This is a genomic window from Algoriphagus aquatilis, from assembly GCF_042657405.1.
In the GTDB taxonomy this organism is placed as follows: domain Bacteria; phylum Bacteroidota; class Bacteroidia; order Cytophagales; family Cyclobacteriaceae; genus Algoriphagus; species Algoriphagus aquatilis.
The window spans coordinates 98,335-111,324 of the sequence record NZ_JBHSKS010000001.1; the positions used below are offsets into that span (position 1 = coordinate 98,335).

10 protein-coding genes are annotated in these 12,990 nt (G+C 43.6%); 4 read left to right on the forward strand and 6 right to left on the reverse strand.

Going from position 1 to position 12,990, the window contains the following annotated elements; all coding sequences use genetic code 11:
- Positions 1-12: 12 nt before the first annotated feature.
- Positions 13-2,547 carry a phosphoenolpyruvate carboxylase gene (locus ACFPIK_RS00425; protein ID WP_377911066.1) on the forward strand — a complete coding sequence of 845 codons (2,535 nt, stop codon included), beginning with the start codon at positions 13-15 and terminating at the stop codon, positions 2,545-2,547.
- Positions 2,548-2,595: 48 nt separating this feature from the next.
- Here ACFPIK_RS00425 and ACFPIK_RS00430 read toward each other — a convergent pair whose 3' ends face one another.
- Positions 2,596-3,825: a BamA/TamA family outer membrane protein gene (locus ACFPIK_RS00430; RefSeq protein WP_377911068.1), complete on the reverse strand. Its 1,230-nt coding sequence runs from the start codon at positions 3,823-3,825 to the stop codon at positions 2,596-2,598.
- Between the two features lie 311 nt (positions 3,826-4,136).
- Here ACFPIK_RS00430 and ACFPIK_RS00435 point away from each other — a divergent pair, with 311 nt between their 5' ends.
- The gene (locus ACFPIK_RS00435) at positions 4,137-5,540 is read left to right on the forward strand and encodes a sugar porter family MFS transporter (RefSeq protein ID WP_377911070.1); all 1,404 of its coding nucleotides are present in this window, start codon (positions 4,137-4,139) and stop codon (positions 5,538-5,540) included.
- A gap of 74 nt (positions 5,541-5,614) precedes the next feature.
- Here ACFPIK_RS00435 and ACFPIK_RS00440 read toward each other — a convergent pair whose 3' ends face one another.
- From ACFPIK_RS00440 to tamL, 3 genes are read right to left on the reverse strand one after another with little or no spacing between them, the layout of a single operon-like run.
- Positions 5,615-6,190 (reverse strand): phosphatase PAP2 family protein, encoded by a 576-nt coding sequence (locus ACFPIK_RS00440; RefSeq protein ID WP_377911072.1) that lies wholly within the window; start codon positions 6,188-6,190, stop codon positions 5,615-5,617.
- Positions 6,187-7,098, reverse strand: a complete 912-nt coding sequence (hemF, locus tag ACFPIK_RS00445; RefSeq protein WP_377911074.1) for an oxygen-dependent coproporphyrinogen oxidase — start codon at positions 7,096-7,098, stop codon at positions 6,187-6,189. Before hemF ends, ACFPIK_RS00440 begins: the two co-directional genes overlap by 4 nt.
- A 12-nt stretch (positions 7,099-7,110) precedes the next feature.
- A complete protein-coding gene (tamL, locus tag ACFPIK_RS00450; RefSeq protein ID WP_377911076.1) occupies positions 7,111-9,528 on the reverse strand; it encodes a translocation and assembly module lipoprotein TamL in 2,418 nt (805 codons plus the stop codon).
- Positions 9,529-9,547: 19 nt separating this feature from the next.
- Between tamL and ACFPIK_RS00455 the strand changes: the two genes are divergently transcribed.
- Complete coding sequence (locus tag ACFPIK_RS00455; protein WP_377911078.1) at positions 9,548-10,297, forward strand: TrmH family RNA methyltransferase; 750 nt, start codon at positions 9,548-9,550, stop codon at positions 10,295-10,297.
- Positions 10,294-11,286 (forward strand): bile acid:sodium symporter family protein, encoded by a 993-nt coding sequence (locus tag ACFPIK_RS00460; RefSeq protein ID WP_377911080.1) that lies wholly within the window; start codon positions 10,294-10,296, stop codon positions 11,284-11,286. The genes ACFPIK_RS00455 and ACFPIK_RS00460 overlap by 4 nt, the downstream gene beginning before the upstream one ends.
- Positions 11,287-11,309: 23 nt before the next feature.
- On the opposite strand, the gene ACFPIK_RS00465 is transcribed toward ACFPIK_RS00460, so the two are convergent.
- Positions 11,310-11,570, reverse strand: a complete 261-nt coding sequence (locus ACFPIK_RS00465) for an acyl-CoA-binding protein (RefSeq protein WP_377911082.1) — start codon at positions 11,568-11,570, stop codon at positions 11,310-11,312.
- A 120-nt stretch (positions 11,571-11,690) separates the two neighbouring features.
- Positions 11,691-12,977 carry a citrate synthase gene (locus ACFPIK_RS00470; protein WP_377911084.1) on the reverse strand — a complete coding sequence of 429 codons (1,287 nt, stop codon included), beginning with the start codon at positions 12,975-12,977 and terminating at the stop codon, positions 11,691-11,693.
- Positions 12,978-12,990: the final 13 nt, after the last annotated feature.

Consider the following 12,990-nt stretch of genomic DNA (forward strand, 5'->3'; position numbering starts at 1 on the left):
ATTTAGACCCTAATGCACCAGATTTACGATACACAGGTTGCGAAGCGATTTACGATCTACAACAGCCTGTTTTTGGACCTTCCTTTTGATGATATCTATGTGACAGGTACCCTTCTTCCTTTTTTGGGACGGGCCTGCGAGCAAGGTTATGCCTCCGGGAAATCTCCAAGAGAGATCATCGATGGATTTTTTGAAGAAATGATGCATGGCCAATCCGAGGAAGCGAAGATTGATTTCCTTTTTCAAATGATCCAATACGTGGAGCGTCAGGTGGTCCTTTTTGACTCCATTGAAGATGCTGCTTTTGAAAAAATCAATGACATCTCAGGCAAAGGCTCTGTGAAAGCCCTCATCAGCAGGGTGGAGAACGACCGGAAAAAGGAGGCATTGATCGAAAAGTTGAAGAATTTCTCCGTTCGATTGACGTTGACTGCACACCCGACGCAGTTTTATCCGGGCAATGTCTTGGGAATTATCACGGATTTGGAAAATGCCATCCGTTCCAATGATTTGGAAAACATCAATCTCCTCATGCAGCAATTGGGAAAGACCGGATTTATCAACCGTGAAAAGCCAACTCCATTTGATGAGGCGGTCAGCTTGATCTGGTATCTCGAGAATGTCTTTTACCATGCCATTCCAGAGATCATTATCCGATTGCTGAATGGGCTTGGAGAACCTCTTCATACCTGGGAAAATCCGGGGATTCTGAAAGTAGGTTTTTGGCCGGGAGGTGATCGGGACGGCAATCCGTTTGTCACCCATGAGACGACCATCCAAGTTGCCGATCGACTGAAAAAATGGTTGATGCGATGCTATTACCGAGACTTGAGAAAGTTGAAGAAAAGGCTCACCTTCAAAAAAGTGGAGGAGCTCATTACCAAAGCAGAGCGAGGCATTTATTATACCTTATTTGAAAATAAGGAGGTTTATTCTTCCAAGGAAGACCTGTTAGCCATCCTTTTGGAGGCAAGAGAGGCGCTGATTACTTACCACGATGGCTTATTCCTCAACTTGCTGGACCAGTTTATTTTGAAAGTGAAAATCTTCGGGTTTCATTTTGCCCACATGGATCTCCGACAGGACAGTAGAAAGCATGATGCGTTTTGGGAGGAGGTATTCAGCATCCAAGGCAAAGAGTTTACCGGTACCGAGGATGAACTGATCTCTAAAGTAATGAAGACGAAAGGGCTGCCGGCTTTGGAGCATTTTGAGGAGCCTTTTCACCAAGAAATGCTTCAATCCATGGCTGCTGCCAAGGTAATTCAGAAGTCGAATGGAGAAGAAGGCTTACACCGATACATTATTTCCAACTGTCAGTCGGTGCTTCATATTTTAGAAGTGTACCAGATGGCCAAACTTACTTTTGCTGCCGAAGTTGGGAAGCTTCCATTGGATATTGTGCCGCTGTTCGAGACTATCGGTGATTTGTCAAGCGCCCCTGCCATCATGACCAAGCTGTATGAGTTGCCAGAGTATCGACTTCATCTGAAGAGCCGTGGAAACAAGCAAAACATCATGTTGGGATTCTCAGACGGTACCAAAGACGGGGGGTATTTAAAGGCCAATTGGTCGATCTTCAAAGCTAAAGAGGAACTGACCCGAGTATCGAGAGAGCATGGAGTTCAAGTAGTTTTCTTTGATGGTCGGGGCGGTCCTGTAGCCAGAGGAGGGGGAAATCTTCATAATTTCTATGCTTCTCTTGGAGAAAAAGTAGAAAACTCAGAGATCCAGGTTACGATTCAAGGACAAACGATCTCTTCCAATTATGGAAAAATCGTTTCGTCAACATTCAATTTTGAACAACTTCTCAGTGCTGGTTTGGAAAACCACCTGTATCCCGATGCTGAAAAAAATCTCAATGAATCGCAGCGCGAGTTGATTGAGGCATTGGCTGATGCTGGGTATCAGGCATACAAATACCTCAAAAGCCATCCCAAGTTTGTCCCATACCTGGAGCATGTGGCGCCACTCAAATTCTTTGGAATGACCAATATCGGTTCCCGTCCTACCAAAAGAGGTAAAGAACCGGGATTGAAGTTTGAAGACCTTCGAGCAATTCCGTTTGTAGGATCTTGGGCTCAAATGAAGCAAAACATTCCTGGATTTTATGGGGTAGGTTCGGCATTGGAAAAGCTCGATAAAGAGGGTAAAATGGATGAGCTCAAAAAGCTCTATCAGGAAAGCCTCTTCTTCCGAACACTACTGAGTAATTCCATGCAATCCTTGAAAAAGTGCTTTTATCCGGCTTCGGCTTACCTCAAGGAAAATCCGGAGTTTGGCGAGTTTTGGGGGTTGCTCAATGCCGAATTTTTGAGATCGGTGGAGGAATTGAAAAAAGTCGCAGGAATGGAAGAACTGATGCAGGATAATCCGGTATCCAAAGCTTCGATCGAGATCCGTGAGCGAATCGTCCTGCCGCTGATTACCATTCAGCAGTATGCGATTCAGATAGGATTGGAAAAAGGTGCTTCTTCAGCGATTTTGGACAAACTGATCCTACGAACCATGTTTGGTATCATCAATGCCACCCGAAATGCCGCTTAATACCATAGAAAAGGTTGCCCTCTCGGCAACCTTTTTCATTTCTATTGGTCAAAAAGTCTCATTGATATTCAGGTAAAATCCTGAATTGCCCTTTTGGCCAATGGCATAGTCAGCAGCAATCGTGGTTCGTTTTTCTTTGTTGATCATCACACGAAGTCCAAGGCCATAGCCGGGATTGATTTTTTCAAAGAGTTTTTCAGAGTAGGATTTTGATCCAAGCATGGGAACCGGCTTTCCTCCACTGAATGTAGCCCCATTTACAAATACCGTCGCACCAAAAGTTTCCTTGTTTTTCTGCAAAGGAAACCTCCATTCCGCTTCCCCATAAACCATATTGGCTCCTCTAAATCTGCCTTGCGCATAGGCCCGGCCACTCCGCCCAAACATATCCCAACCTATAGAAGGCAAGTTCATATAGGGTAAATCTCCTGAAATCAGAAAATTTCCCATTCCCCAAACTCCAATCAAGTGTCGCTTTCGTTGGGGATTCAGGTTAAAATAGTGGCGGTAGTCGAGTAGGAGCGTGCTTGAGGATTGATCCGAACCAAGAAAAGCAGGATTGATTTTGTACTGCATCCATGCAAAATTTCGCTCGTAAGGTGACACCGCCATGTCTCTATTTTCCATCACGGCATTTAGCGTGACACCTGAGAGGGTATAACGATCCGGATCAAAACCCTTGGAAAGGTTGTAATCCTCATGCGCAAAAACGACCAAAGGATCACTTGTCTCAGAGATAAAGTTGCTGATCCGGGTATGAATATCGAGGTGATAGCCTACTCCTAGGTAGAATTTTGAGTCTCCGACTCTTTTGAGGTAGGCCTCATAAAAGCGGATTAAGGTAAAATCCATCTGCTGCTCACCCCAATAGACTCCGTATCGGTTGGGGTTTTCTGCAAGCGCATTGGGGGTGGAGCTACCCAGTCCAAAGGTAGGCTGGGAAGTGAGGAAATATCTCCAGTCTCCGATGAGCATCGCCGAATTGTCAGCCAAATAAACGGTATGTCTTGAACTGAAAATCCATTGCTTTTTAGTGGTGTATAGCAGGTTTCCGACCAAGTTAGAAAGTTTGGTGGATTTAGGATTTCCCATATACCAAGAGGCTGAAGGCGCAAAGCCAAACATCCATCCGTTGGCTGGATTGGATGCTACAGCGGGAAGAGGGATGAAGCTGAATTGGTGAAATTTATTGGGAGTGTAGTTACCAGTTGTGTTTTCTTGGGAAAGCAGCAAGGAAGGAATCAGGAAAAGATAACCGAAAAACAGAGCCGTTTTCATAGTAAATTAAATTTTGGTGAACGGATATATTTTTAAAAATCTACTCGGAAAAGCCTTATCGTAGTTAAGAAAAAATCGGCAGATAGTGGGTGATTTGGCAAAGATTCTTTGAATGGAGCTGGTATTCTTATAAAATGAAACCTCTATCGAACTTAGGATTGAATGGTTCAAATCTTGGATGATTTGGATTCTTCTTTTGATTCGGATCGGTCTTTTTTGATTGATTACTTAGTGAAAACAGGACAGCAGGATTGATTTAAATCAAAATTCGGGTATTTTTTGTTCGAATTCCTCCTTAACCCCAATCTAGAATGAATCCCACCTACACCTACAACCAGACCTATATTTGGCTGATTTCCCTGACAGCCGCACTTGGAGGCTTTTTATTTGGTTATGACTGGGTGGTTATTGGCGGGGCCAAACCTTTTTATGAGCCCTATTTCAACATCACCTCCGTGGAAGATCAGGGCTGGGGTACGAGTTCGGCATTGGTAGGATGTATGGCCGGTGCTGCACTTTGTATTTTGATCAGTGATCGATTGGGGAGAAAGCGATTGTTGATATTTTCCGGGTTTTTGTTTTCCCTTTCTGCGATCGGGACTGCCTTGGCAGATACCTTTTGGGCCTTTAATTTCTATCGGATCGTAGGAGGCGTGGCCATGGGAATCGCTCTTAATCTTTCTCCGTTGTACATCTCTGAGCTTGCTCCTGCTGATAAAAGAGGTCGACTGGTCACGATCAATCAGCTTCTGATTATGTTTGGTGTACTTTTGGCCCAGGTGGCCAACTGGCAGATTTCACTATTGGATACCCAACTTTCGGATCAGGCAGGTTTTGAAGAAATTGCTCAAAGTTGGAACGGTCAGGTAGGTTGGAGATGGATGTTTGGAGCGGAATTGATCCCAGCGGCTTTGTTTTTTGTCTTGATGTTTTTTGTCCCTGAGAGTACCCGATGGCTGGTTAAAAACAATCAAATCGAGAAAGCAAGGAAAATTTTGACGAAAATCGGAGGGGCTGATTATGCTGAAGATTCTATCCGCGAGACCCAATCAACGTTATCAGAAGGAGATTTGGGGCAGGTGAATCTCAAAGAGCTCTTTGGGAAAAATGTCCTCTATCTGCTGGGAATTGGAATTTTCCTCGCATTCCTCCAGCAGTGGAGTGGGATCAATGTGGTGATTTACTACGCGGCTGATATATTTCAGGCCGCAGGATTTAACCTGAAGCAGATGATGCTCAACATCGTTGTGGTGGGGGGAGTGATGGTGCTTTCTGTTTTTGTCACCTTGGCTACAGTAGATCGTTTTGGTCGGAAAACGCTCCTGCTGGTTTGCCTATCTGCCATGACGCTCTTGTATGCAGGAATTGGATATTCATTCTATGCAGATTTGGGTGGTTCTATGGTAGTCGTTTTGGTATTGGCCAATGTGATGTTTTATTCCATTTCATTGGCACCCTTACTTTGGGTTATTTTGTCAGAAATCTTCCCTACACGCGTACGAGGAGCTGCCATTTCAGTGGGCGCATTGGCACACTGGGTGGGAAATTTTACGTTGACCTATTACTTCCCTGCGATTAAAGAAAATCTGGGATGGGCCAATAACTTTTGGCTGTATGGAGCGATATGTTTGGTGGGATTGATCGTGATCTGGAAAATTCTTCCAGAAACGAAAGGTAAGTCCTTGGAGCAGTTGGAAAAGGAATTGGGTGCTTAAAAGTCCCTTTCACTTTTTCTTATCATCATCCGATCTAATGGATTTTTAAGCTTTGTAGGAAATTGAAGAAAAGTCTATTCCAATACTTTCTTGATCAACTGTCTTTTGACAAACACGATAAAAAACCAGGAAAACCAAGCAGCAAGTGTACCCATGGCCGCACCTAGCAATAGGTCCCAAGGGTAATGAACACCCAAATAAATGCGGGTATAACTCACCACAAAAGCATAAAGATAAAGCCAGCGTAGGCCTTTAATTTTGCCCTTCAATTTTCGATTAACGAATACAGCCAGTCCAAATGTGTTGGCGGCATGGGATGAAACAAAACCATATAGCCCTCCGCAACGCCCGTAATTATGCATGACCCCTTCCCATCGGGGATCGTGGCAAGGGCGAAGCCGCTCAAAAAAAGGTTTCATGATTCCAGAGGTAACTTGGTCAGCAATAAGGATGGTCAGTAGAATTCCACCAAATACCCACCAGCTGTTTTTGGGGTCAACTTTATAAATTTTATAAATCAGGAATGCAAACAGGGGAAGCCAAGTGACAGTCTCCGTCATCTGAAAGATGATGGGGTCCAAGGCATCTGAGTGAAAGGAATTGAGCCAAAGGAAGAGGGCTTCATCCCATTGTTTTACAAGTTCGATCATAAGTTGCCTGCCAGCCAGTCAATGCCTTTTTTCAGATGATTCAATGTGAACTCCTCCCGACTTCCGGCTTTTGGTTGGTGCATATAGGTCCACTCTGCCTGAGGAGGCATGCTCATGAGGATACTTTCTGTCCGGCCATTGGTATCCAAGCCAAACTTGGTTCCTGCATCCCATACCAGATTAAACTCCACGTATCTTCCTCTTCTGAGATTTTGCCACGCTTTTTCTTCAGGTCCAAACGGCAATTTGGAATTCTTTTGCATGAAGTACGTGTACACTTCCGGAAAAAGTCTTCCTAAAGCAAGGCTAAAATCCAAAATTGACTGAAATTGTTCGTCAGAATCAGCGCTCAGTCGATCGTAAAAAATCCCACCGATTCCTCTAGTTTCATCTCGGTGCTTCAAATAAAAGTAGTCATCTGCCCAATTTTTGAATTTGGGATAGTAGGAAAGATCAAAGGTGTCACAGGTTTCTTTGAGTTTTTGATGAAAGTAGGCTGCATCCTCGGGTACGATGTAGTGAGGCGTAAGATCGATTCCCCCACCAAACCAATGTACCCCATTCTCCATCTCAAAATATCGGATGTTCATGTGGATGATGGGTACCATCGGGCTATGGGGATGCAAAACAATGGAGACTCCTGTAGCAAAAAAATCAGCCTGCTGCAGCCCGAGCTTGTTCAGGATTTTCTCTGGAGTTGGTCCATGAACCGCTGAAAAAGCCACGCCCCCTTTTTCAATGATTGCTCCATTTTCAAAGATGCGTGTTCTTCCTCCTCCGCCTGCGGATCTTTCCCACTTATCCTCTATAAACTTGCCCTTTCCGTCGCCTTCTTCCAATCCTTTGCAGATATAATCCTGCATTTGCTGATAGATGATCGCGATTTCTTCTTTTGATTTTCTACTCATAAGTTGTTTTTCTCAGAATGGATAGCCAATTCCGAAATTAAATACAGTTTGTCCTCTTACCCCAAAAGGTCTTCGAAAGTCGATATTGTCCAAAACCCAGCGACTGCCTTCAGGCTTGGCAGGGTCTACAGCTTTGGTAGCCAGATCCAGACGGATCACCAGGAAGTCAAAGTCCATACGAAGACCAATGCCCGTTCCCACAGCTATTTCCTTATAAAATCGGTCGTATCTAAAATCCGCTCCCGGTCTTGCAGCATCTCTACCTATCATCCACGAGTTACCCGCATCGATAAAAAGGGCCATGTCAAAATATCCAATGAGTTTTCTCCGATATTCTAACATGGATTCTAAAATCATTTCGGCAGGCTGTTCGTTGGTGTAAGCGTATTCTCCGCCTTCGCCTGTTTGTGGGACCGAACTACCCGGTCCAAGTCGTCTAGCCTGCCATGCCCGAATACTGGTACCGCCTCCAGCAAAGAAATATTTTTCATACGGAAGAATCCCCGCACTGACTCCGTATGGGCTTGCCATTCCAAAGTTGAGCCGATAGGCAAAGGTTTGTTTTTCATTTACCGGATAATACCTTCTAAAATCGATTTGCCCTTTCAACCATTGAAAGTTGGCGTACTCGATCCCCGGTTCGTTATTGCTCTTTGCATTGACCAGGTTTAAGGTTGTCCCTCCGCTTTCCCCAAATAGTCGAAGCAAAGAGGCTCTTTTTGCATTGAAGTCTCCGTATCGGTTGAAGTTGATGATGGTCTGACCTGAAAAGCTACTGATCAAGGAAGGTAAAAATGACCAGATCAGGTTGTTTCCGTTGTTTTGAAGGTCATTTAGAATGGTCAGAAATTCATTTTGAATAAATGGAGTCCGGATATAGCTGATGTCAGCCGCGTTGACCGTGAATGATTGGCGGTTATTTTGGGTAGACCAAGTGTATGAAAGCAATCCATTAATGGCATTTCGTTTATACTCTGGCCTACTGGTGTTGAGGTATCCAAATGTGACGCGGGTATTTGGATTATATCTTCCAAATCGCTGAAGGGTTCCCGGTGAAAAAGGAATTAAAAACCTCGGGAAAATAACCGAAACAGAGGTGTTCAATTCACTGCTTTGGTATACACCCTGTCCAGTAGCTGAGGCCACACCTTCGAGGCCTGCCCTGAAGTTGAATTCAAGAATCTCTCCTGCCCTGAAGAAGTTTCGGTTTCGTAGCGCTGTACTGAAGAATGGACCGGGTAGCTGTTCCGTAATGGTCATACCTAGCTGGTTGGTCAACTGAAATTTTTGATTGGGTTGCGTCAGTATATTGGCAGTCAGTGAAGTTCCCAAGGTGTCAAAAGTGATATTGACAAAGCGGAATAAATCCAGGTTGTTGAGTAAACGTTGTGTCTCAATAGCTTGGGTTCTGCTGTAGGGAGCACCTTTTTGAATACGGACACGCGAGGCAAGAATTTTGGCGGAATATCGGTCACGATAAAATGAAAAGTCAATGCCATTGAAGTCGGTCTTCACTCTGCGATCTGCAAATTCATCGCTGGGAGGATTGATCTGAAAATTGATCGAATCTATGGTGTACACTTCATGCTTATCGGTGAAGGTGGGTTTTTGAATGACCTGCTCCAGGCGAATGGTTTTTGCAGAGGTGTCCTGATAGGCGAGGTAGTTGACATAAGACTTGGAAAACATGTAAAACCCATTGTTTTTCAACAATTCCTCAAGTCTGTTGCGCTCAGCAGCGATATGATCCTGATTGTAGATCTCTCCCTGCTTGATTAGGGTGTTTCGGGAATATTGGTTTAGTAGTTTAAGTATTTCAGGATTATCAGAGCGGGTATAAATAGAGTCAATCAGGTAGGGTTTGTTCTCAGTGATTTGATAGGTGACAGTTGCTTTTTGTTTTTTAGTCTCTACTGAGTACTTCACTTTTGAGTCAAAAAAACCATGGTTGACCAAGTATCCCTGCATGTTTCGGTACGTTTTTTCTATCAACCCACTGTCCAAAATAACCAAAGGGTTACCTGTTTTCATCAGGGCATTTCCGTACTCGAGTTTATCTTGCAGTGCCTCTGCTTTTGTTTTGAGTTTGTCTTCCTTTTTGCGGAGCCTTAGATTAGTTGAGACGGTATCGATTTGAAGCCTTACTTCAGCTAGTTCTTGATTTACTGTCTGGAGTTCCTGGACTACTTTAGCACTGTCGTAAAAGGATTCACCAAACCTGTAGATCAATACACCGATAGAAGTTCCTAAAAATCGAGTATTGGGTTCTTGCTCGATAAGATTGGTCAGCTCCTCCTGATTCGATTTTTCGATTCCGGATAGGTTGTTTTCGTAGACCATGTACTGGCCTTCATCAAGAGTCCTGGTGAGTGAACAGCCAAAGCAAAACCCAAGCAGAGTGAGAAAAAGTATATATTTGGAACGTTTCAATTCGGAATAAGCTGAGGGAATGCTAAGCAAAAATACAGTTAAGTTTATAAAATCCTTACATCAAAAGAAATACAGAGTAGCAGAGGGTTTATTCTTTGTCGAGGGGGAGAAAAGTGTGGTGGAAGTACTCAAATCAGATTTTGTAGTGGATTTACTTTTGGTAACGGAGAGTTTCGAAAGTAGAAATTCCCCGTTTTTGAAAGGGTATAAGAGTGAGCTGATTCGGGTGACTCAAGGCCAGCTCGAGCAGCTAGGGCAATACCAATCCAATGATTCGGCATTGGCTATTGTCCGAATGAAATCCAATACATCGTTTGTTCCTTCTGATCGTGAATTGATTATTGCCTTGGATGATGTAAGAGATCCAGGCAATCTGGGTACCATCATCCGGATTGCCGATTGGTACGGAATCAAAAAAATGGTGCTTTCTCCCCAAACGGCCGAGTTTTACAATCCCAAAGTGATCCAAGCAACTATGGGATCATTTACCAGGGTGCAGTTTTTCTATGAAAATCTGGATGTGGTTTTTGCAAAGTGGAAATTGCCTGTTTATGGGGCGTTTTTGGAAGGAGATAATGTACATGAGCTGACCCAAATAGAGCCAGGGGTAATCTTGATGGGAAATGAGTCCAAGGGAATTTCCCCGGAAATCGGAAAGTGGGTGACCAAAAAAGTAACCATTCCGGGTTTTGGACAAGCAGAATCCTTGAACGTCGCTATCGCAACGGCAATCCTCTGTGATAACTTCAAAAGGCTGATTGGTAAGTGAAAAACAAATTGATCCAGACGCTCAATAAGGTAGGAATCAATTGGTTTTTGATTGGTCTTTTTGTGGCAATTGCCCTGGCCGCCCTACTTCCTGAGTATGGATCATCCCAATCAGGCCTACCTTGGAAACCGGTGATCAACGTGGGAATTGGTCTGGTTTTCTTTTTTTATGGCGTAAAACTTGACCCTGTACAGTTGAAGTCTGGACTTTCCAATTGGAAGTTGCACTTACTCATTCAAAGCTGTACGTTTTTGTTGTTTCCTCTTTTGGTGTGGTTTCTCCTCAGGTTTTTCCCATGGATCGATGAGGATTTCAAGCTTGGAGTCAGCTATTTGTCAGCTTTGCCGTCTACCGTTAGTGCTTCTGTCGTGATGGTCTCGATAGCAGGAGGCAATTTGCCAGCAGCTATTTTCAATGCAAGTATTTCCAGCTTGTTTGGAGTTATTCTTACCCCTGCTTGGATGGGGGTTCTAGCCGGGGGAGTGGATGGCGAATTGGATTTTTGGTCCACTTTGGGAGAACTATCATTGAAAGTTTTGCTTCCGGTGACTTTGGGTATTTTGAGTCACGGTTGGCTGTTTCCGAAGTTGAAAAGGGTGTTGCCTAAACTCAGGTATGTAGATCAAAGTGTCATTATGATGATTGTCTTTACCTCTTTTTCAGATTCATTTTCCCAGCATATATTTTCTGCCTATTCCCTTCCGGTTTTGTTAGGAATAGGAGGGATCATGCTTGGAATCTTTATTTCAGTGATGATTCTTGTTTACAGCATGAGCACTTTTTTGGGCTTTTCGGAGGAAGATCGGATTACGGCACTTTTCTGTGGCTCCAAGAAGTCCTTGGTTCATGGAGTGGTGATTGGAAAAGTGATTTTCCCCGATCCTGCCATATTGGGCTTGGTACTTTTGCCGGTGATGTTTTATCACATTCAGCAATTGGTGCTTGGAAGTATGCTGGCAGGTTTTTTTGGGAGAAAAAATAAAGCCTGAATAGGCACTTCAGGCTATTGAAATTACATGTATTTGTTAGATAGCTCTTCGACTAAGTCCAGGTAATCAAGAGTTGCCTGTTCTTTAGATTTACCTTTCAGGATAAGCCAAGCATTGTATTTTGCTGCTGCCTTGAAGTCAAAGCCACCTGGCCTTTCCCCTTCATTATCTCCTTCAGTTGCTTGTTTGTAAAGGCCATAAAGTCGAAGAAGCTCCTCATTGCTGGGCCTGGATGTGAATTTTTGTGTCAAAGCAACTGCTTCTTCTAGTGTAGTTGGTTTCATGTAAACTGGAATGAAGTTTTCGAGTTTCCAAATATCCGTAAAAATCCAAGTATGGAAATGTGGAAAAAGAAAAAACCAGCTTGGCAAAGCTGGTTTTTTCAATTGTTTGATTTTTATCAATTATCGTTTGTTCATGGTCACGTAATCTCTTTCGGTAGCACCGGTATATACTTGACGAGGTCTTCCGATAGGTTCGCCGTTTTCTCTCATTTCTTTCCACTGAGCAATCCAACCTGGTAGACGTCCAAGCGCAAACATAACCGTAAACATATCTGTAGGAATTCCTAATGCACGGTAAATGATGCCCGAATAGAAATCTACGTTTGGATAAAGTTTTCTGTCCACGAAGTATTGGTCATTCAATGCAGCATATTCCAACTCTTTGGCGATATCCAATACTGGGTCTTTCACTCCAAGCTTGCTTAGGACATCATCTGCGGCTTTCTTGATGATTTTAGCTCTTGGATCAAAGTTTTTGTAAACTCTGTGTCCAAAGCCCATCAATCTGAAAGGATCGTTTTTATCTTTTGCTTTGTCTAGGTATTTTTTAGCATCACCACCGTCTGCTTTAATTGCTTCCAGCATTTCGATTACAGATTGGTTTGCTCCGCCATGAAGTGGTCCCCAAAGTGCGTTAATGCCTGCTGAAATGGAAGCATAAATAGAAGCTTGAGAAGAGCCAACAATTCTAACTGTAGAAGTAGAGCAGTTTTGCTCATGGTCAGCATGGAGGATCAGTAATGCATCCAACGCCTTAGCCACCATTGGATCGACCTCATATCGCTCTGCAGGGAGCGCAAACATCATTTTGAGGAAGTTGGAGCAATAATCTAGGGAGTTGTCAGGATAATTTACTGGGTGCCCCATCTTGTTTTTGTATGCCCATGCAGCAAATGTTGGCATTTTGGCAATCAAGCGGATGATACTGAGATTAACATCATCTGCGCTTGCATTAGGATTGAGTGAATCTGGATAAAATGCTGATAGAGAGCAAATCAATGAAGACAAAACTCCCATTGGGTGGGCATTGGAAGGAAAACCGTCAAGGATTTTCTTGATATCTTCATGCACAAGGGTGTGAGTCGTGATTTGTCTGGTGAAATCCTCATATTGTGCTTGTGTAGGTAGCTCTCCGTAGATCAGGAGGTATGCAACTTCGATGAAGCTGGACTTCTCTGCCAAGTCCTCAATTCGGTAACCTCTGTATCTTAATACTCCCTCTTCACCGTCTAGAAAAGTAATTGAACTAGTTGTAGAACCCGTGTTTTTGAAGCCTGAATCAAGGGTGATTAATCCTGTTGCACTTCTGAGTTTTGCGATGTCAATTGCTGGTTCGTTTTCTGTACCGATGATTACCGGGAATTCGTATTCTTGTCCTTTGTAGGACAGCTTGGCGGAGTCAGACATATATTGTTAGATT

Coding starts and splice junctions, on each gene's coding strand:
- ACFPIK_RS00440 (WP_377911072.1), bottom strand. CDS start 6,190: ATGATCGAACTTGTAAAACAATGGGATGAAGCCCTCTTCCTTTGGCTC.
- hemF (WP_377911074.1), bottom strand. CDS start 7,098: ATGAGTAGAAAATCAAAAGAAGAAATCGCGATCATCTATCAGCAAATG.
- ACFPIK_RS00465 (WP_377911082.1), bottom strand. CDS start 11,570: ATGAAACCAACTACACTAGAAGAAGCAGTTGCTTTGACACAAAAATTC.
- ACFPIK_RS00430 (WP_377911068.1), bottom strand. CDS start 3,825: ATGAAAACGGCTCTGTTTTTCGGTTATCTTTTCCTGATTCCTTCCTTG.
- ACFPIK_RS00470 (WP_377911084.1), bottom strand. CDS start 12,977: ATGTCTGACTCCGCCAAGCTGTCCTACAAAGGACAAGAATACGAATTC.
- ACFPIK_RS00455 (WP_377911078.1), top strand. CDS start 9,548: ATGCTAAGCAAAAATACAGTTAAGTTTATAAAATCCTTACATCAAAAG.
- ACFPIK_RS00425 (WP_377911066.1), top strand. CDS start 13: ATGCACCAGATTTACGATACACAGGTTGCGAAGCGATTTACGATCTAC.
- ACFPIK_RS00435 (WP_377911070.1), top strand. CDS start 4,137: ATGAATCCCACCTACACCTACAACCAGACCTATATTTGGCTGATTTCC.